Source organism: Candidatus Galacturonatibacter soehngenii (assembly GCF_008830185.1).
In the GTDB taxonomy this organism is placed as follows: Bacteria; Bacillota; Clostridia; order Lachnospirales; family Lachnospiraceae; genus Lachnotalea; species Lachnotalea soehngenii.
This window is the reverse complement of sequence record NZ_WAGX01000002.1, coordinates 59,653-79,813: the sequence shown is the minus strand read 5'-3', so window position 1 is coordinate 79,813 and position 20,161 is coordinate 59,653. Positions and strand designations below refer to the sequence as shown.

At 34.8% G+C, this 20,161-nt stretch carries 15 protein-coding genes and 1 riboswitch; of the genes, 4 read left to right on the top strand and 11 right to left on the bottom strand.

Annotated elements, in window-relative coordinates; genetic code table 11:
* Positions 1-11 precede the first annotated feature (11 nt).
* Together F7O84_RS00550 and F7O84_RS00545 are read right to left on the bottom strand one after the other, a co-directional pair.
* Positions 12-1,298, bottom strand: a complete 1,287-nt coding sequence (locus F7O84_RS00550; protein ID WP_151140650.1) for a dihydroorotase — start codon at positions 1,296-1,298, stop codon at positions 12-14.
* A gap of 156 nt (positions 1,299-1,454) precedes the next feature.
* Positions 1,455-3,923, bottom strand: a complete 2,469-nt coding sequence (locus tag F7O84_RS00545) for a glycosylhydrolase-like jelly roll fold domain-containing protein (RefSeq protein WP_151140646.1) — start codon at positions 3,921-3,923, stop codon at positions 1,455-1,457.
* A gap of 164 nt (positions 3,924-4,087) precedes the next feature.
* On the opposite strand from F7O84_RS00545, the gene F7O84_RS00540 reads away from it, so the two are divergent.
* Positions 4,088-5,767 (top strand): S8 family peptidase, encoded by a 1,680-nt coding sequence (locus F7O84_RS00540; protein WP_243140774.1) that lies wholly within the window; start codon positions 4,088-4,090, stop codon positions 5,765-5,767.
* 118 nt (positions 5,768-5,885) lie between these two features.
* On the opposite strand, the gene F7O84_RS00535 is transcribed toward F7O84_RS00540, so the two are convergent.
* The 6 genes from F7O84_RS00535 to F7O84_RS00510 form a co-directional block, all read right to left on the bottom strand.
* Positions 5,886-8,303, bottom strand: a complete 2,418-nt coding sequence (locus F7O84_RS00535) for a ribonucleoside triphosphate reductase (protein ID WP_151140644.1) — start codon at positions 8,301-8,303, stop codon at positions 5,886-5,888.
* 163 nt (positions 8,304-8,466) lie between these two features.
* Positions 8,467-9,717: a GTPase HflX gene (gene hflX / locus F7O84_RS00530; RefSeq protein WP_151140642.1), complete on the bottom strand. Its 1,251-nt coding sequence runs from the start codon at positions 9,715-9,717 to the stop codon at positions 8,467-8,469.
* 21 nt (positions 9,718-9,738) lie between these two features.
* On the bottom strand, positions 9,739-10,788 hold the full coding sequence (locus F7O84_RS00525) for a tetratricopeptide repeat protein (RefSeq protein ID WP_151140639.1): 1,050 nt from the start codon (positions 10,786-10,788) through the stop codon (positions 9,739-9,741).
* Positions 10,789-10,939: 151 nt separating this feature from the next.
* Positions 10,940-12,430 carry a UDP-glucose--hexose-1-phosphate uridylyltransferase gene (gene galT, locus F7O84_RS00520; RefSeq protein WP_151140637.1) on the bottom strand — a complete coding sequence of 497 codons (1,491 nt, stop codon included), beginning with the start codon at positions 12,428-12,430 and terminating at the stop codon, positions 10,940-10,942.
* A gap of 11 nt (positions 12,431-12,441) precedes the next feature.
* Positions 12,442-13,434: a UDP-glucose 4-epimerase GalE gene (gene galE, locus F7O84_RS00515; RefSeq protein ID WP_151140634.1), complete on the bottom strand. Its 993-nt coding sequence runs from the start codon at positions 13,432-13,434 to the stop codon at positions 12,442-12,444.
* An 18-nt stretch (positions 13,435-13,452) separates the two neighbouring features.
* Positions 13,453-14,616, bottom strand: coding sequence for a galactokinase (locus F7O84_RS00510; protein WP_151140631.1), 1,164 nt, complete (start codon positions 14,614-14,616; stop codon positions 13,453-13,455).
* A gap of 229 nt (positions 14,617-14,845) precedes the next feature.
* On the opposite strand from F7O84_RS00510, the gene F7O84_RS00505 reads away from it, so the two are divergent.
* The gene (locus F7O84_RS00505; RefSeq protein ID WP_151140629.1) at positions 14,846-15,715 is read left to right on the top strand and encodes an AraC family transcriptional regulator; all 870 of its coding nucleotides are present in this window, start codon (positions 14,846-14,848) and stop codon (positions 15,713-15,715) included.
* Positions 15,716-15,777: 62 nt separating this feature from the next.
* On the opposite strand, the gene dapB is transcribed toward F7O84_RS00505, so the two are convergent.
* The 3 genes from dapB to F7O84_RS18890 form a co-directional block, all read right to left on the bottom strand.
* Complete coding sequence (dapB, locus tag F7O84_RS00500; RefSeq protein WP_151140626.1) at positions 15,778-16,533, bottom strand: 4-hydroxy-tetrahydrodipicolinate reductase; 756 nt, start codon at positions 16,531-16,533, stop codon at positions 15,778-15,780.
* 41 nt (positions 16,534-16,574) lie between these two features.
* The gene (dapA, locus tag F7O84_RS00495) at positions 16,575-17,465 is read right to left on the bottom strand and encodes a 4-hydroxy-tetrahydrodipicolinate synthase (RefSeq protein WP_151140623.1); all 891 of its coding nucleotides are present in this window, start codon (positions 17,463-17,465) and stop codon (positions 16,575-16,577) included.
* A gap of 35 nt (positions 17,466-17,500) precedes the next feature.
* Positions 17,501-17,662, bottom strand: a complete 162-nt coding sequence (locus tag F7O84_RS18890) for a hypothetical protein (RefSeq protein ID WP_192451607.1) — start codon at positions 17,660-17,662, stop codon at positions 17,501-17,503.
* A riboswitch (Lysine riboswitch) is annotated at positions 17,644-17,823 on the bottom strand. Its footprint overlaps the gene before it by 19 nt.
* 249 nt (positions 17,824-18,072) lie before the next feature.
* Between F7O84_RS18890 and F7O84_RS00490 the strand changes: the two genes are divergently transcribed.
* Positions 18,073-19,224, top strand: coding sequence for an NAD(P)-dependent malic enzyme (locus tag F7O84_RS00490; protein ID WP_151140620.1), 1,152 nt, complete (start codon positions 18,073-18,075; stop codon positions 19,222-19,224).
* A 2-nt stretch (positions 19,225-19,226) separates the two neighbouring features.
* Positions 19,227-20,156: a tRNA modification radical SAM protein MnmL/YtqA gene (gene mnmL / locus F7O84_RS00485; RefSeq protein ID WP_151140617.1), complete on the top strand. Its 930-nt coding sequence runs from the start codon at positions 19,227-19,229 to the stop codon at positions 20,154-20,156.
* Positions 20,157-20,161: the final 5 nt, after the last annotated feature.

Below are 20,161 nucleotides of genomic sequence, written 5' to 3'. Positions count from 1 at the left end.
CTTTATCACATCTATTTTGTATATTGATAAACTACCTTGCCATTTACGATGGTAGCCATAACTTGTCCTTTTAATTTCATGCCTGCAAAAGGTGTATTCTTACCCATGGATGCAAAGTCTTTTACATCTACTGTGTATTCCATATCTGGGTTAATAATTACGACATCAGCGACTTTTCCTATTTCTAAAGTTCCTTTATCAAGTCCTATTATCTTAGCTGGATTATAGCTTAGCTTTTCTGCCATCTGCATCGGAGTCAAATAGCCTTTATCCACTAACTCAGTTATCGTAAGCCCAACTGCCGTTTCCAGTCCAACAATTCCAAAAGGAGCTTCTTTTAAGGACTTTGCTTTCTCACTTTCATGATGTGGAGCATGATCTGTCGCTATTACATCCATAATATCATTTTTTAGCCCCAATTTTAAAGCTTTAACGTCTTCTTTCGTTCTTAGAGGTGGATTCATCTTATAGTTTGTATCTCCATTAATAATATCGTCCTCTGTTAATGCAAAATGATGTGGGCAAACCTCTGCTGTTACTTGTATGCCCTTTTTCTTTGCTTCTTCCACTAGCGTTACACTATCTTTTGTAGAACAGTGGCAAAGATGAAGTTTGGCATTTGTTTCTTTGGCAATCATGATATCTCTGGCTATTATGACGTCCTCTACCAGATTACTGATTCCCTCAACTTGAAGCTGCGTGGCTTTTTCTCCTTTATTTAATACACCAGCACCAACCAAATTCTTATCTTCACAATGTGCCATTACAGGAATCTCACATTTTTTTGCTAGCTTCATAGCCTCTTCATATAATTTGACATTCATGACAGACTTGCCATCTTCACTAATAGCAATCGCTCCTGCCTTTGCCATCCCTTCTATATCAGCTAGTTTTTCCCCAAGCTGAGAAACTGTAATTGCTCCGACTTGGCATACATTTACAGGTGCAACCTGCGCCGCTTTATTTAAGACAAACCTCACTTTATCCGCATTATCAATGACAGGTTTTGTGTTTGGCATGGCGCAAATAGTTGTAAATCCTCCTCTTGCTGCCGCACTCGCACCAGAGGCTATTGTTTCTTTTTGTTCAAAGCCCGGCTCTCTTAAATGCACATGCAAATCAATAAATCCAGGCATGACAAAACAACCCGTTGCATCAATTGTGACAAGTTCTTTTAAGTTATCCTCAATCGAAAGCTTCTTTTTTACTATTTTACCGTCTTCAATGAGTAAATCCATCACTTCATCCTGTTTACTGCCAGGATCAATCACTCTACCATTCTTAATTAACAGCCTCATATTTGTTCCTTTCTAAATCAATCATTACAAATATTTCTTTTTATTGTATCACACTACCAAGTGTGTCACAATATGAAATCGTAGCGCTTTTATTAAGTATTGAACTATTATACATTTCTGGTCGTTTGATTAATAAAACGATAAAACGTCATTTTCCTATTTGGTAAATATATGAATTCTTACTGGTCCAATCAATCCAGAGGTTCGACTTATTTTACAAATCTGATTGGACCTTGTATTCCTCACTTCAATGCAAAGTGTATTCATGCCATTTATTAGTATGTTGGAAATATCAAAGACATATGGCCCCCACAATGCTGCCTTTAATTGCTTTCCATTTAAACTAACCTGTGCAATTTCATGTACCTGCCCCAAATCCAATTCAATAAACTGCTTTTCTCTGCCTTCAAAAGAAAAAGTAGTCTGATAAAGCATTGTTCCTGAAAAATGCTTGTATTCTTCGATTTCATTAAAGGGTATCAGTTCATTGTTTTCTTTCATAGAATCTAACGTCGTCCCCATTCTCCATGAATCCTTTAAATCAATCGTTGTACATTCTGGTTCTTGATATATTTTCTTAATCGTTGGTAATGTTTCTTTCTTAATATAGTAAATCACTGCTTCTCGTCTTTTCAGCACTAACTCGATTTTCATACTATCTTCATTTATTTCCTTAACGATGTCTATTTTTTTTATTTCACCAAGCATTGCATCCCATTTTTCAATCGTACCTATGGTATGAATCGTAGCGTCTGTTTTAATTGCTTCTTCTCCTTCATTTACAAAATAATAGAATTCACAGTCACCTTTTTTTAGATGTGTCATTCGAAGCTCCTTTACAGGAGTCTTTGTTACAAAATCTCTTTTTAAATATTTTACTACAATATCTGCTGCATTTTCCACCTTATCTAACTCTATCATTCCAGCTATCTTTTCTGACTTTTCGTTATGTAATACAATAATTTTAATTCCCTCTTTTATACACTGCGTAAGCTTCTTTTTATTGCTTTCATTGATTAATTCGTAATCCTCAATTAGTATGATGCGATAATTTTGTTTTTCTATCTTAAGCTGTCCTCCTTCTATTCTACACTGTGTAGATGTAAAGAGTTCGTTTTCGAGATAATTAAATTCTATTTGATTCTCGTATAAAGAGGTTACAATTTTCCAAGGCAAATTACGTGTCCCACACAAAACTGCTATTTGCGCTTGATTTACTGCATCCGTTATTAATTCGCACATTCGCTTACAATAATCAGAAATTTGATTATAAAATGGCCACCAAATGTTATTTGGTCCAACATCGGGAGGTCTTTCTCCTATTCGTCTAGGGCCATCGATAGAGTAATAGAATGCATGAGGAAATAATAAATTCACCCCTCTTACAAACATCCAGTCCATGTACCACTTCATATCTTCTGCTGTAAAAGCCCATTCAATATTGTCTATGCCACAACAAGCAAAACACTCATTCCCATTTCGTCGCACGTTACGATGTCTTGCACTATCTGATGTACACTTTGCCATGGTACTATGTTGTCCCCTAATTGCTAATCCATTCTCTGGAGCAACCCAGCGCCACACTATGTCTTGTGCTGGAATATGAAAATACTTTAAAAATCCAATATCATCACTTTCATGTGGGTGACCCGTCTGAGCTATTTTATGCTGTTCACACCACGTATAAATCGGATGATAATAGCTCTCCTCCATTTTTTTATGGATTGCTTCTTCATACTGTTTCACTGTCATATTGGCGATATCATTTGAGCGATAGAATAAAAAAGGCAAATCAAGCTCTTTATTCCCTTGCTTGACATAATACGTAAGAAAATTAGTTGTCCAAGGAATCAAACCTGTCATATCCCCTCTTCCCATAATACAAGGTTCGTCGGTAAACATAGCTATTATTGTATCTCCAAAATATTCACTAAGAACTTCATAGTATCGTTCATGGGTTAGCTTGATAAACTCTTTCATTGCTTCGCTATTTAAAAGATCTGCAGAAGCAGGTGCAAAGGGTTCTCCATCATCCTCTCCAAAATGAATGCCTCGAATGTTTCCTTTTGTAAATGTTTCAACAAAAACTAGTACAACCCAGTTTGCCTCTCCTTTTGTGTCAAAATGAACCCTTTGGTTTATTACATCTACTTTTTTTATACTATCTGCAAGGATTTCATTATCTGAAACTTTTTGAACTGCAAGAGTAGATATGATTGTTTCTCCTTCTTTTTTGTCATTAAGTTGTATCCCTTCTTTTGTATAGGGATATTCCAATACCTTTAGTCCTTTACTTGCATAAGAAGGATTCTTCTTTACAACCATGCCATGGGCAGAACCCGAAGGATACATTGCTTCGTCATATAGAATTACCTTCATATTTAGCTTTTTTGCTTCTTTTACTGCAAGGAGTACATATTTCATAAATTCATCTGACAAATATTCTATTTCTTTTGGAATACCAATGCGTGGATGAATGACGAAGCCATTTACTCCTTTTTGATAAAAGTCATTAATTTGGTTGGTTATTTTCTCTTCTGTTAAATTGTCGTTCCAAAACCAGAAAGGATATGGTGTAAATTCTTCACTTGGATATAAGAATGACTGTTTCAAATTCTCTATCATTTTTTCTCCTTCATCGTCATACTAAAATTCTTTTATAACCCTATCATAATTTTATTTCCATAGCAATTAAAATCTTCTTATCATTTTGAGTTGGGCATAACTGGTCACTACAAATCATATGATATAAAAATAATTCTTATTGGAGTAATATTGGAGGGAATATATTGGCTAATGAAATAATCAGTGAGGATTATATCGACATATTGGTAGATAACGAAATTTTGCCTTTATTCAATAATGTAAACTCCACCACTATTGCTTTTGTTAATTCTGTCCTTCATGTTCCGAAAAGTAATTTTGACAAATGCAGTTTAGGCAAAGGACTTTTTCCTTATTCTGTATTTCCTATTCTATATACGTTAGAATCTACTATAAGTCTTGAGAAATCTGGTGTCCAGCAAATTCAACTAAATCCCAACTTTAGCCTTTATGGCCAAGGTGTCTTAATTGGAATAGTCGATACTGGAATTGATTATCAACACGAAGCTTTTCTTGGAAGAGATGGAACTAGTAAGATTATATCTATTTGGGATCAAACCATTAACGATGGCGGGCCTTCTCCCGTTGGCTTTACTTTTGGTACGGAGTATACAAAATCACAAATTGATGCTGCTTTAGAAAGTGATGACCCTTTATCCATCGTTCCTTCCACGGATTTAGACGGACATGGCACAATGATAGCAGGAATTATTGCAGGAACTCCAAATGTATCTGAAAACTTTAGTGGAATTGTTCCAGATTCACAAATTGTTGTCGCCAAATTAAAGCCAGCCAAATTAATTAACAAGGAAATTTTATCTGTTTCTGCTGATAAACTATGTTATCAGGAAAGTGATATTATGTTTGGAGTTAGTTATTGTTTGTCAGTTGCTCAATCTCTTAATCGTCCCTTGGTTATATGTATTGCGCTAGGAAGTAGTCAAGGAGGGCATGATGGGTATGGAGCCTTAAGCAGATATTTGGGCTATGTAACAAGGCTTCCAAGTACTGGTGTAGTAACGTCAGCTGGAAATGAGGGTAATTCCAAAAGACATTTCTTTGGAACGACAAGATTAGCAAACGAAACAACTGAATTTGAAGTAAAAGTAGGAAATCAGGATAGAGAATTCTTTATGGAAATATGGCAGCAAGTTCCCTATCGTTTATCTTTGGATATACGTTCTCCGACTGGGGAATATATTGCACCGATTTATCCAACGCTAGAAGAATGTATTGAAATTAATTTTATCTTTGAACCAACTATTCTTTATGTGAATAATATGATCTTTGATATCCAATCGGGCGACCAGCTTATTTTAGTGCGATTTTCCAACGCTCAAGAAGGAATTTGGAGATTTGGTGTTCGAAACATTGAAAGTACCCAATCAGACTTTAACGTATGGTTGCCCTCAGGGAATCTGATATCAGAAGAAACGTATTTTCTAAACTCAAATCCTGATACTACCATCTCTTCTCCTGGAAACTCACAAGATCCTGCAACCATTACCGCTTATGATCCAACCACAGAAGGTATTGCCACTTTTTCAAGTCGAGGATATACAAGACTTGGAGGAATTAAGCCTGACCTTGCTGCTCCTGGTGTTAACCTAACCTGTCCTACTCTTAACAACAGTTACGGTAGCGTCTCTGGCACAGGTGTTGCAGCCGCCCATACAGCTGGCATTGTGGCAATGGTCTTAGAATGGGGTGCGGTTGAGCAAAATTATGTATTAATCAATGGATTTATTGTAAAGGAATTGCTAATACGTGGCGCAAAACGTTACCCTACCATAACTTATCCCAATAATATTTGGGGATATGGTAAAGTTGATGTCTATGGGCTATTTCGTATGTTAATCGTGTAAGATGTAGAACAATGAGATTGCCTGATAGAAAATTTTAAGAACGTTCCTGCTTCTATAACAAATCCCCTTTGTTAGATGAATCATCTAACCAAAGGGGATTTGTATTAATATAGAATTATTATTCTTTATGCTTACTCTCTACATATTTTTTAATATTAGAAGCGTTTACATATTTTGAAACATCTTCGTTTTCAATTACAATTAAGGTAGGTGCCTGCATCACACCAAATTTTTGAGCCATAGTAATATTTTCTTCTGCATCAATTAGCTGATAGTCTTCATTTGTCAAATATTCTTTTGCTATTTTACAATTTGGACAGGTCTTTGTTGTGAATAAATATTTGGTTCCCTGATTAGCTGGTGTAATGGTAACTTCATCACTTGAAATGGTAACAAAACTTTTATTAGAAGTTACATTTTCATCACTGCTGCAAGCTGTTTCTTTTAATACATTACCATGATAAGAATGATCCACCTCATAAGTAGTACGATTCACATATTCTTGCGCTTTGCCTTCATTCCAGTTTTGTACAGGTCGATAGTATCCAGTAATTCGACTATAGACTTCTGCTGTATTTCCACAAGTAGGACATTTATAATGTTCCCCGCTGATATATCCGTGATCCTTACATACAGAATATGTAGGTGATATCGTATAATATGGAAGCTTATAATTTTCTGCAATTGTCTTGACTAATTTGGCAGCGGCTTTCCAATCTGGTAATTTTTCCCCTAAGAAGGAATGAAATACGGTTCCAGACGTATATAAAGTTTGTAACTCATCTTGTATATCCAATGCTTCAAAAATGTCTGCTGTATAATCGACTGGTAAATGAGAACTATTGGTGTAGTATGGCGTATCACCCTCATGACCAGCCGTGATAATATTTGGGAAATGCTTTTTATCATGTTTTGCAAGGCGATAGGTTGTTGACTCCGCTGGTGTAGCTTCTAAATTATACAAATCACCATATTGTTCTTGGTAATCAGAAAGACGCTCTCTCATATGATTTAAGACATCTTTTGTAAACTCTTGTGTCTCTTTGTTGGTTAAATCCTTGCGAAGCCAACTTGCATTAAGGCCTACTTCATTCATACCTATTAGTCCAATTGTAGAAAAATGATTATCAAAACTGGATAAATAACGTTTTGTATATGGGTATAGACCTTCATAAAACAACTTAGTAACAACATCTCTTTTAATTTTCAACGAACGTGCAGAAAGATCCATCATGCGGTCTAGCCTTTGATAAAACTCTTCTTTACTCTTTGATAAATATGCAATTCTTGGCATATTAATTGTAACTACACCAATTGAACCTGTACTTTCTCCTGAGCCAAAGAATCCGCCTGTCTTTTTGCGAAGCTCTCTCAAATCCAATCTCAAGCGGCAGCACATACTTCTTACATCACTTGGCTCCATATCACTATTGATATAATTTGAAAAATAAGGAGTTCCATATTTTGCTGTCATTTCAAACAGTAATTTATTATTCTCTGTTTCTGACCAGTCAAAATCTTTTGTGATAGAATAAGTCGGAATTGGATATTGGAATCCTCTTCCATTTGCATCGCCTTCAATCATGGTCTCAATAAAGGCTTTGTTAATCATATCCATTTCTTTTTTACAGTCTTTGTATTTAAAATCTACTTCTTTTCCACCTACAATTGCATTTAGCTCCGCCAAATCATCTGGTACGGTCCAATCCAAAGTAATATTAGAAAAAGGTGCTTGTGTTCCCCAGCGACTTGGAGTATTCACCCCATAAATAAAGGACTGAATGGCTTGTTTTACATCATAATAGCTTAAATTATCTACTTTTACAAATGGTGCAAGATAGGTATCAAAGGAGGAAAAAGCCTGTGCCCCTGCCCATTCATTTTGCATAATTCCAAGGAAATTAACCATCTGGTTACAAAGTGTTGAAAGATGACTTGCGGGTGCGGAAGTAATCTTTCCTGTTATGCCTCCAAGCCCTTCTTTAATCAATTGCTTTAAAGACCATCCTGCACAATATCCTGTTAACATTGATAAATCATGTAAATGAATATCTGCATTTCTATGTGCATTAGCAATTTCTTCATCATATATTTCAGACAACCAATAATTAGCCGTTACTGCTCCTGAATTACTTAGAATCAGTCCTCCCACAGAATAAGTAACCGTAGAATTTTCTTTTACTCGCCAATCTTCTACCTTAACATAACTATTTACTATATCCTTGTAATCTAAGATTGTGGATTTCATATTACGGATCTTTTCTCTTTGTTTTCGGTATAATATGTATGCTTTCGCAACATCTGTATAACCAGCTTGCTCTAGTATTGTCTCAACACTGTCTTGAATGTCTTCCACATGAACCTGTGTCTTAGACATCTTCTTTTGAAAATCAGCTGTTACCCTCAATGCCAATAAATCAATAATATCGTTATCGTATTGCTTTTGTGTTGCATTAAATGCTTTTGAAATTGCCTCAGTTATTTTTTTTAAATTAAATTCAGCGATTTCACCATCCCGTTTTACCACATGAAACATTACAATCTCCTCCTTGATTTCAAAAATACAAATGATTTCGTTACCAAAAATTGTAGCAAATAAAAAATCCTTCGTCAACAGAAAGCACTACATATTGTGCTTTTTGTTAATAATACACAATATGTAGTGCTTTTGTATTTTCTACTTGACATTCCATAACCACTTAGTTTATGACTGTTTCATAATATCTCATCGGTATATAAGCTTTTACATAAATACCATCATTTTTGTATTCTTCTTCTAAAAGTTCTCCATATTTTCGAATCATCTGAATTTTTCCAGCTTCATCATATGGAAATAATCGTTCAATTAAAATATTTTGCTTTCTTAAAATTTCTTCTAATTCATTTTGCAGTGATAGCAGACCTTCACCGCTTTTTGCAGATACATTTAGAATCTGATCTGCACGAAAATCTCTCAAATTGATTTTTTCTTCCAACTTATCTTGTTTATTAAAAAGTGTAATAACTGGTTTATCCTTAATCTCAAGGCTATCAAGCGTCTCATATACAATATGCATTTGTTTCTCAATTTGAGGATTTGACGCATCCACTACATGAATAATAATATCTGCATATTTAGCTTCTAATAAAGTACTTTTAAATGCCTCAATCAAATGATGTGGCAGCTTTCTAATAAACCCTACTGTATCTGTAATTAAAACCTGCTGTTTGCTTGGTAATACAAGCATTCTTGTAGTTGGATCTAGTGTAGCAAAAAGCTTGTCCTCTTCCAGTACACCTGCTCCTGTTAAAGTATTTAAAAGGGTTGACTTCCCTGCATTGGTATAACCTACAATAGCCGCCACTGGTGTTTTATTCTTACTTCTTTGGCTTCTTGCCACTTCTCTGTGACGTTCTACTTCTTCAAGCTCTCTTTTTAACTGTGAGATACGATCCTTAGCAAGTCTTCGATCCATCTCAAGCTTTTTCTCTCCTGGACCTCTTGTTCCAATACCGCCTCCAAGTCTTGATAAAGAACTTCTAAGTCCGACCAATCTGGCTAAACTGTATTTTAGTTGCGCAAGTTCGACTTGTATTTTTCCTTCACGTGTTGTGGCTCTTTTTGCAAATATATCAAGAATTACCATAGTACGGTCCATAACTTTTGTACCAAGTGTCTCTTCTAGATTACGAAGCTGTGCGGGTGATAATTCATCATCACATACAACACCCGTAGCTTGAAGCTCTTCAATCAATTCTTTTGTCTCTTCCATTTTTCCTTTACCAATATAGGTACCTGGATGAATGGATTCTCTATTTTGAATCATGGTAGCAATTGCATTTGCTCCTGCCGTCTTTACCAAATCTGCAAGTTCCTCTAACGACTGTCTTGTGTCATCTTCATCATTGATACTCACACCGATTAATATTACATTTTCTTGTATTTCATTAAGCTCGATTAATTCAGCCACGCACGATACCTCACTTTATTACTATCTTGTTTTTAAAAACTCATATTCTCTTTGTGCTAAGCTATCGTTTGGATACAAGCTTATATATTCTTGTATCTTTTGCGAAGCTGTTGTAAAATCACTTAGATATTCATATGCTACGATTTCATTGAATAATAATTCTTGAATCGATTCGCCTTCATTTAATGCAATCCCTGCACTAAAATTAGTTAAGGCTTCTTGATAGTTGCCACTTTCCATATTACACATTCCTATTGTGTTATAGACTGCTCCAAGCCCTTGTGTATTTTGAGCTTTTGCAATGTACTCTTCATATAAAGCCACTGCACTATCGTTGTCCTTTTGTAGTTGATATACTTTTCCTAGATACAACAAAGCCTTTTGATTACCAGAATCCTTTGATTGATTTAAAAACTTCATCGCATTTTCAGTATCTCCTAAATAATAATATATCATACCCTTATTTAGTCCATCATCTTTGCTGTCCTTAATTCCTAATGCTTTGGTTAAATATCCTTTTCCTTGGTCTACATAGCCTTTATTGTTTAGGTTGTTAAAAATATTGATATACATCTCATAATCATTTACATTTGTATTTATTGCATTATCAAAATCGGCTAACGACTTTTCTAGTTCTCCATCTGCAAGATAAACGCATCCTCTTAAATAATATGCCCTTGCATCTTTATCATTGAAATTAAGTATATTCGTATAGGTAGAAATAGCTCCTGCACGATCACTATTTTTGTATTGTGCTAATGCAAGATAAAACGATGTATCAATCTCCAAATCCGTTACTTTTCCTGATGCTTTTTTTAAAGCAAGTTTTAAATTCTCAATCGCTGGTTCATAATCACCTTTTCCAATATAAGCAATCCCTTTTCCTCGAAATACTAGCTGTGCATCTTCCTTTTTATTTGCAGCTGTTTCAAAATAAGCCAACGCTTCATCATAACTTTTATTATCTATTGCATCCATTCCCTGTTTTGTAAAGGAGGGCTCTTCACTGGTTCTACCACAGCCAGCTAGCGTCACGATTACCATTACTATTATGAACAAAAATTTCTTCATTTTATCCTCCGTTTAAACTTTTAAAAATTCTTTTAAAAACCCATGACGCTATTATAACATTAATTTTATGAGAAATACAGATAATATTAAAGATATCCTTTTGTTCTTAGCAAACTACTAAACAAAAGGATATCTATGTCATCTTACTATTTTATAAGGAGTTTATGAAACGTTCAAATGCATCTCTTCCTTCTTCATTGCATTTATAAACTCCTGCATCTTCTAATACTTTTGAAAATACAATGCCAATCTCTTCTTTTAAGATATCCATAATATTTTCCTCATTGATTACACCATACTTAGGCAAGAACTCCTCTACCCATTTAGCATGCTTTCTTATATTATCATTTTCTAGTATATTCTTTCCTGTCAGAATGTATTGTGCTAACTCTTGCATTTCCTCTTTTAATCTAGCAGGCAAAACGGCCAGTCCCATGACTTCTATTAATCCAATGTTTTCTTTTTTAATATGATGTAGTTCATTGTGAGGATGATAGACTCCAAGTGGGCATTCTTTTGTTGTAATATTATTTCGAAGGGTTAAATCTAGTTCAAATTTGTCACCAGATTTTCTTGCAATTGGAGTTATTGTGTTATGTGGTTCGTTTTCTGTATATGCAAAAATAAATGCTGCTTCGTCTGTATACTCACGCCATTTCTTTAAGATATGATCTCCTAGGTCTATCAAACGATTTGCATCCTCACATCGAATACGAAGTACAGAAAGTGGCCAATGTACAATTCCCACTTCCACATCCTCAAAGCCTTTTACTTTATAATATTTTTCAATTGGTGCTTTTGCCATAGCAAATTCATAATTACCGCCTTGAAAATGATCATGGCTTAAAATAGATCCTCCTACAATCGGCAAATCTGCATTGGAACCAATAAAATAATGTGGAAACAACTTAATAAAATCAAATAATTTTCGAAACGTTGCCTTGTCTACCTTCATTGGAACATGCTCGCCATTAAAAACAATGCAATGCTCATTATAATATACATAGGGTGAATATTGTAATCCCCACCTACTCTCATTTATTTCAATTGGAATAATTCTATGATTTTGTCTGGCTGGATGATTGATTCTACCTGCATAACCTTCATTTTCTTTGCACAACAAGCATTTTGGATAACCACTTTGCTTTGCTAACTTTTCTGCTGCAATCGCTTTTGGATCTTTTTCTGGCTTTGAAAGGTTAATGGTAATATCCAAATCTCCATATTTTGTTTTTGTTATCCACTTCATATCCTTGTTAACACGATATCGTCTAATGTAATTGCTGTCTTGACTTAATTTATAAAAGTAATCGGTTGCTTTTCTTGGTGATTTTTCAAATAGTGCCTGAAAGGTCTTAATTACTTCACTTGGTCTTGGTACCAATGTATTCATAATCTTCGTATCAAATAAATCTCGTGTTACGATTGAATCGTCATGAATTATTTTTTGCTGGAGCGCATAATCACAAATCTCTTCCAGTATATCTTCCAATGAACGCTTTTTATTTTCTTTTGGCTCCATATATTCATCTAGTTTAAGAAGTTCTAAGATTTGATTGGTCGCATAGATTTCATCTTCTTTTTCAATTAGACCTGCTTCTAATCCATACGTAATAAGCTCTTTGATTGCATTGTTAATCATGTCATATCTCCTTAAATACTTTGAAAGCCTTGTGGATGGGCTTTATGCCATCTCCAAGCGTCGGCTATAATTTCTTCTAAGTCTGCATGTTCTGGTTTCCATCCAAGAATTGTTTTTGCCTTATCACTTGACGCAATGAGTTTTGCTGGGTCTCCTGCTCGTCTTTTCGATACAACCGCTTTGATTTCTTCCTTTGTTACCTTTCTTGCTGTATCAATTACTTCTTTTACTGTAAAACCTATTCCATTTCCAAGGTTAAATATATTACTGTCATTTCCCTTCATTAGATATTCCACTGCCAGAATGTGTGCCTGAGCCAAATCGGTAACGTGAATATAATCTCTAATACAAGTTCCATCCTTCGTATCATAATCTTCTCCAAAAATAGTAATGGCCTCTCTTTGCTTTAAAGGTACTTGTAAAATAAGAGGAATTAAATGCGTTTCTTGTTTATGTGCCTCGCCAATCATTCCGCTTTTGTGTGCTCCGCAAGCATTAAAATAGCGTAGAGAAACATACTTTAATCCATGTGCCCTGTCTGTCCATTTGAACATTTTTTCCATTGAAAGTTTTGTTTCTCCATACGTATTCGTTGGCTCTGTCTTATCCTCTTCTAAAATAGGAATACGTTCTGGCTCGCCATAAGTAGCTGCGGTTGAAGAAAAAACAATCTTTTTCACATCATGTGCAATCATGGATTCTAATAACACCTTCGTACCACACAGGTTATTATCATAGTATTTAAGCGGATCTACCATGCTCTCTCCTACTAATGAATTTGCCGCAAAGTGAATTACCGCATCAACTTTTTCATTATCTAGCACATAGTCAACAAAAGCTCTGTCTCTGATGTCTCCCTCATAAAATCTGGCCTTCTTATGAACTGCCTCTTTGTGCCCTGTCTCTAGATTATCAATAATTACAACTTCATGTCCTTTATCAATTAATTCATATACCGTGTGACTTCCGATATATCCTGCTCCACCAAGTACTAATATATTCATATATCTCTCCTTTTTACTCTATATTTCTCTTGCTCCATCTCCAATGTCAACTACATAAAAATCTGCTTCATATCCGATTTTTTCCTTGTATTTTTTGCCCACATGCAAAATAAAATCTTCTACCTTATCATTTTTTACAATACTAACACTACATCCACCAAAACCTGCACCTGTCATTCTAGAACCTATTACACCCTCTTCTTCCCAGGCTGCTTCTACTAAAGTATCAAGTTCCATTCCTGTGACTTCATAGTCATCTCGCAAGGAAATATGTGATTCATTCATTAATTTTCCAAACAATTCTAAATTATTCGCTTTTAAAGCCTCTACCGCTTTTATCGTTCTTTGATTTTCATAAACTGCATGTTTTGCTCTTTTTCTACGAATTGGGTCTTTAATTGCTGTCTGAAGTTCTTCAAACTCCTCTTTTGTTAAATCTCCTAATGTTTTAATATCCTTTACTTTTTGAATCTCTGACAATGCCGTCTCGCATTCGCTTCTTCTTTCGTTGTATTTGGAATCTCCTAGTCCACGCTTTTTATTACTAGACGCAATCACAATTTTACTGTTTTCTAATTTAATTGGAGCATATTCATAAGATAGATTACTGGTATCTAAGAAAATAGCATGATCTTTTTTCCCCATAGCACTCGAAAACTGATCCATGATACCACAGTTAACTCCATTAAAATGGTTTTCGGAATATTGACCAATTAATGAAATGTCTACCATGGAAAGTGTAAAACCAAGCATATCTTTTAACATAAATCCAGTTACCACTTCAACTGATGCAGAGGAAGATAAACCAGATCCATTTGGAATATTTCCATATAAAAGAAGATCAAAACCATTTTGTACTGGATATCCTTTCTCAATAAATGCCCATATTACACCTTTTGGATAATTCGTCCAATCTGCTTCTTTACGAAATACAAGGTCATTAAGATTAGATTCCAATACACCTAACTCTTCGAAATTCATAGAATAAAAACGAAGCTTATTGTCCGCTCTTTTTCTTGCAATTGCATAGGTTCCAATGGTCAAAGCGCAGGGAAAAACATGCCCCCCATTATAATCTGTATGTTCTCCAATTAAGTTTACTCTTCCTGGAGCAAAATATGACTTAATTTCGCCTTTATCCCCGAAAATCTCTTCAAACTTCTTTACTAGTTCCTTCTTCATTCTTATTCTCCTTTATATATTATTTTTTCTGTTTTAAAACATATTTTTTGTTCTTTATTCTATTATAACACACTTAGTATGCTTGTAAATATGAAATTCTATTTTTATTATTAATATTGTAGCTCTTTCTAATAAATGTTATTGTAAATTTATCCGTGAATCGTTGCAACAAAATGAACAGGAAATACTTCTTAAATAAGATTATCATTTATAGGAAAGGAGGTTACAAATGAATCCATTAGCACATTTTAATGAAGCAATGTCCTACATTGAGAAAAATCTGATGCATGATATTGATTTGACTCAAATTTCCATTCTTTCTGGTTGTTCCAAATATCATTTTCGCCGCATGTTTTCGTTTCTCGCTGGAATGCCTCTTGGTGAGTATATTCGTCGTCGCCGATTATCACAAGCAGGCATACTCTTGCAAACGGAAAAGATAAAGGTAATTGATTTGGCTTTACAATTTGGCTATGAAACACCAGAAGCTTTTAGTAAAGCATTTCAATCTATGCATGGCGTTACCCCATCTCAGGCAAAAAATAAGAATGTTGAACTAAAAATTTTACCACCATTGACTTTTCAGTTAACTCTTAGAGGAGGAATAGAAATGAATTATCGAATCGTAGAAAAAGAAGCCTTCTATATTATAGGTTTTAAAAAAAGAATTTCGTTACAGTTTAAAGGTGTAAATCCACATATGGAGGAATTGACAAAACACCTTACTCCAGATGTAATCACTACATTAAAAAGTCTATCCGATACACAACCAAGTGGAATAATAAGCGTTTCTGCTAATTTTTCAGAACGCACTGTTGAAAACTCTGAACTTGATCAATATATTGGTGTTGCAACTACCCAAGAAATAAACAGTTCTTTTGATATTTTACCAGTTGAAGCATCCACATGGGCGGTTTTTAAAGTAATAGGAAAATTCCCAGATGCGGTACAAGAAACTTGGTCTAGAATATATGGTGAATGGTTTCCATCTTCTGGATACGAGCTAATTGAAGGACCTGAGCTTCTTTGGAACGAAGGTTTGGATATGAATAAGTCCGATTATAAAAGTGAAATCTGGATTCCTGTTCTGAAAAAGTAAATTTAGGAGCCACAAGGGGCTGTTGCAAAACCATTTCGTTTTGTAACAGCCCCTTGATTTCTCTATTTAATTACATCACTCATATTATAAAGGCCAGGAGCTTTCCCTGCTAAAAATTTAGCGGCTTCAACAGCTCCTTTTCCAAAGACAGCTTTGGAATACGCCGTGTGCTTTATTTCGATTACTTCATCCGTTCCAGCAAAAATCACTTCATGTTCTCCAACAATGGTTCCGCCTCTTACAACACTCATTCCAATCTCTTTTTTGTCACGTTTTTCTCGTTCAAGTGTTCTATCGTATTTGTAAACGTATTCATTGTCAAATACCTCGTTAATAGAATCTGCTAATGCAAGTGCGGTTCCACTTGGTGCATCAATTTTTTGATTATGATGTTTTTCTATAATTTCAACATCGTATCCAGCAGGCACAAATACTTTTGCCGCATCCTGTAAAAGTTTTAACAACGTATTAATACCAAGTGACATATTTGCGGATTTAAGAATGGCTACTTTTTTGCTTTCTTTTTCAATTCTTTCTATTTGCTGATTAGATAAACCAGTTGTACAAAGCACTACAGGAATACTCTTTTGCAAGCAAAAGTCAAGAAGGGAATCCGTCGCTTTTGCCGATGCAAAATCAATGATTACATCTGCATCTATATCACACTCTGAAAATGATTGAAATACTGGATAATCATTCTTTCTCTCTGTATTTAAATCAATTCCTGCAACTATTGTACTTGATTCATCATTTTTTACAATTTCTGAAATAACCTGACCCATATGTCCGTTACAACCGTGCATTATAATTTTTATCATTCTTTACCTCTCATTATTTTCTATCTTTTGATTCTTGCTATCTAAGCGATTGAAATTCCAAAATCTTTCATTGCTTGTGCAAGATTTTTTGCATGTGCCTCTTCCATCTCTGTTAATGGCATTCTAAGTGGTCCAACTTCAAATCCCATTAAATTCATTGCTTTTTTTACAGGAATTGGATTTACTTCACAAAATAGCTGTTCAATCAAAGGAATGGCCTTTAATTGAAGCGCTAAGCTTTCTTCCTTATTCCCTGCATGATACATTGCTACTATGTCATGGGTTTCTCTTGGTGCAATATTTGAAAGTACCGATATAACTCCAAGTCCACCTACTGATAATAATGGTACAATTTGATCGTCATTTCCGGAATATAACTCAATATCACCATTAGTAAGCTGCATTAATTTTATAACCTGTGAAATGTTTCCTGTTGCCTCTTTTATTGCAACCACATTATCAACTTCTTTTACAAGTGTTGCTGCTGTTTCAGGAAGAATGTTACAGCCAGTTCTACTTGGTACATTGTACATAATTATTGGCATATCAATATTTTTAGCAATTTCTGTGTAATGTGCTATCAGACCTTTTTGGGTCGCTTTATTATAATAAGGTGTTACAATTAATGCACCATCTGCTCCGTAGCTTTGTGCTTCCTTTGATAAATAAATCGCAGTATCCGTACAATTGGAGCCTGTTCCTGCAATTACTGGAACTCTTTTCTTCGTTCTATCAACTGCTACCTTAATGCATTCCAAATGCTCTTCATGTGTAAGTGTAGACGCCTCACCTGTTGTTCCGCAAATTATAATAGAATCTGATCCATTATCAATTTGATAATCAATCATCTCTTCTAATTTTTCAAAGTTTACCTCAAGATTTTCTTTGAAAGGTGTGATAATTGCAACGCCTGCTCCTTTAAAAATTGCCATTTTAAATATCCTCCTTAAACAATCCTCATTTTCACTTAATTGTTATGGTAATATAGTCTATCCATAAATTCCTCATTTTGTGCATCTGCATAACGACCTTTTTCAATAACTTCTAGTACGAAAAAAAAGAGTCGACGCGGTGCATCAGACTCCAAAAAGATTTCTTTTTCAGTACTTTCTTTTAGATAGCGCACCATCTTATAGTTATAAGATGACAGTCATACAATTCTTAATTGTATGCCCAGCAAAATATACTCAGGATATACTTTACTTCGGCGTTGTCCCCTTTCTATTGTTCTCAACTATGCCTGACATATCAAACAATATACTTATGTTAAACGCAACCTCTACCAAAGCAGCTCTTGCTGCTACCTATTAAGTTACTTAGACTATAACATCAATCAAAGTACCTGTCAATAACCTTCTTTCGTTTTATTATGGAAATTAAAATTAGTAGATGATCTATCCTTTAATAAAATAAGCTAACCTTGATTTGATTTAGAGTAAATGGTATTATTATTCAAAGAGATTAAAATAAGAACACAATTCTAGTTTTACTTTTTTAAATGATGAATTACATTCGCATTTGCGAAAGATGGAGGCTATTATGACAACAAACGAAAAAGCTTTGCTTCTTCACGAAGAATGGAAAGGTAAGCTTGAAACAATATCAAAAACACCTGTCAAATCCAGAGAAGATTTAAGTCTTGCCTATACTCCTGGCGTAGCTGAACCTTGCAAAGTGATTGCAAACGATAAAGAGGCGGCTTATAAATATACAATAAAATCTAATACAGTTGCAGTTATATCCGACGGAAGTGCCGTTTTGGGACTTGGTAATATCGGTCCTTATGCTGCCATGCCTGTTATGGAAGGAAAAGCTGTACTTTTTAAAGAATTTGGCAATGTAAATGCTTTTCCTATTTGTCTTGATACGCAAGATACGGAAGAAATTATAAAGACAATTGTAAATATTGCACCTGCTTTTGGAGGTATCAATCTTGAAGATATTTCTGCACCACGTTGTTTTGAAATAGAAGAAAGATTAAACGAACTTCTTGACATTCCTGTTTTTCATGATGATCAACACGGGACTGCCATTGTTGTACTTGCTGGTATCATCAATGCATTAAAGGTTACCAAAAAGGATAAAGAAACCTGTCACGTTGTAGTAAATGGTGCTGGTTCTGCTGGTATTGCTATCACAAAACTATTACTTTCCTATGGCTTTAAAGATATTATTATGTGTGACCGCTTTGGTATGATTTCCAGGAATACACCTGATTTGAATTGGATGCAAAAAAATATGGCTGAGGTAACAAATCATACGAATAAAGAAGGGACTTTAGCTGATGCATTAATAAATGCAGACATTTTTGTAGGCGTTTCTGCACCAGATATTGTAACAGCCAAAATGGTTGCTTCCATGAATCAAGATGCTATTATTTTTGCAATGGCAAACCCTGTTCCAGAAATTATGCCAGACATTGCAAAAGCAGCTGGTGCTAAAGTAGTCGGAACTGGTCGCTCTGATTTTCCAAACCAAGTAAATAATGTGGTTGCATTCCCTGGAATCTTTAAAGGTGCACTGGAGGGACGTGCTTCAAAGATTACAGAAGAAATGAAGTTAGCGGCTGCACTTGCTATAGCTGGACTTGTTTCTGATGAGGAATTAAACGAAGACAATATCATGCCAGAGGCCTTTGATGCAAGAGTGGCCGAAGTTGTTAGCAAAGCGGTTAAGGATCATATAAAGTAAATATGAATACTAGAAAAACCTGGAATGATAAACGTTATCATTCTCTTGATTATTATTTAAAAGATAAATATGAGGAAAAAATCTATAAGCTATCTTTAAACGCAGGAATGACATGTCCAAATCGTGATGGTACGCTTGGATTTAGAGGTTGTATCTTTTGTAGTGAAGGTGGTTCGGGAGATTTTGCTTCTAGTAAAGATTTATCCATTACCAAACAAATTGAAGCTGCAAAAGAGTTAATTTCCAATAAGGTTACAAGTTGCAAATACATTGCTTATTTTCAAGCATATACAAATACTTATGCACCAATCTCTTACCTTCGTTCAATTTTTTATGAAGCAATTAACCATCCTGATGTTGTAATTTTATCCATTGCAACAAGACCTGACTGTCTAAGTCTGGAAGTTTTAGAATTAATTGCAAAACTAAACGAGATAAAACCTGTATGGATAGAACTAGGGCTACAAACCATCCATAAAAAAACAGAGCTTTTCATTCGTCGTGGGTATACTCTTGCTTGCTTTGAAGAAGCGGTTCAAAAGTTATCTGCTCTTCATATTCCTATTATTGCTCACGTTATTTTGGGGTTGCCAAATGAAACGTTTAGCGACATGCTTGAAACTGGTGCTTATATAAGCAAATTACCAATTAATGGAGTTAAGCTTCAGCTTCTTCATATATTAAAGAATACCGACTTGGCATCTTATTATGAAGAAAATAAATTTCATATTTTGTCTTTAGAAGAATATACTGATATAGTAATTCAAATACTGGAACGAATGCCAGATGATATTGTGATACATCGCATAACTGGTGATGGGCCAAAATCACTATTAATAGAACCTAAATGGAGCTTGAATAAAAAATTAGTATTAAATCATATTCAGCGACAGTTTAAACAAAAAGATACCTGGCAAGGAAAGCTCGTGTGATACAA

Coding starts and splice junctions, on each gene's coding strand:
- F7O84_RS00550 (WP_151140650.1), bottom strand. CDS start 1,298: ATGAGGCTGTTAATTAAGAATGGTAGAGTGATTGATCCTGGCAGTAAA.
- F7O84_RS00545 (WP_151140646.1), bottom strand. CDS start 3,923: ATGATAGAGAATTTGAAACAGTCATTCTTATATCCAAGTGAAGAATTT.
- F7O84_RS00535 (WP_151140644.1), bottom strand. CDS start 8,303: ATGTTTCATGTGGTAAAACGGGATGGTGAAATCGCTGAATTTAATTTA.
- F7O84_RS00525 (WP_151140639.1), bottom strand. CDS start 10,788: ATGAAGAAATTTTTGTTCATAATAGTAATGGTAATCGTGACGCTAGCT.
- galT (WP_151140637.1), bottom strand. CDS start 12,430: ATGATTAACAATGCAATCAAAGAGCTTATTACGTATGGATTAGAAGCA.
- galE (WP_151140634.1), bottom strand. CDS start 13,434: ATGAATATATTAGTACTTGGTGGAGCAGGATATATCGGAAGTCACACG.
- F7O84_RS00510 (WP_151140631.1), bottom strand. CDS start 14,616: ATGAAGAAGGAACTAGTAAAGAAGTTTGAAGAGATTTTCGGGGATAAA.
- F7O84_RS00505 (WP_151140629.1), top strand. CDS start 14,846: ATGAATCCATTAGCACATTTTAATGAAGCAATGTCCTACATTGAGAAA.
- dapB (WP_151140626.1), bottom strand. CDS start 16,533: ATGATAAAAATTATAATGCACGGTTGTAACGGACATATGGGTCAGGTT.
- dapA (WP_151140623.1), bottom strand. CDS start 17,465: ATGGCAATTTTTAAAGGAGCAGGCGTTGCAATTATCACACCTTTCAAA.
- F7O84_RS18890 (WP_192451607.1), bottom strand. CDS start 17,662: ATGGTGCGCTATCTAAAAGAAAGTACTGAAAAAGAAATCTTTTTGGAG.
- F7O84_RS00490 (WP_151140620.1), top strand. CDS start 18,073: ATGACAACAAACGAAAAAGCTTTGCTTCTTCACGAAGAATGGAAAGGT.
- mnmL (WP_151140617.1), top strand. CDS start 19,227: ATGAATACTAGAAAAACCTGGAATGATAAACGTTATCATTCTCTTGAT.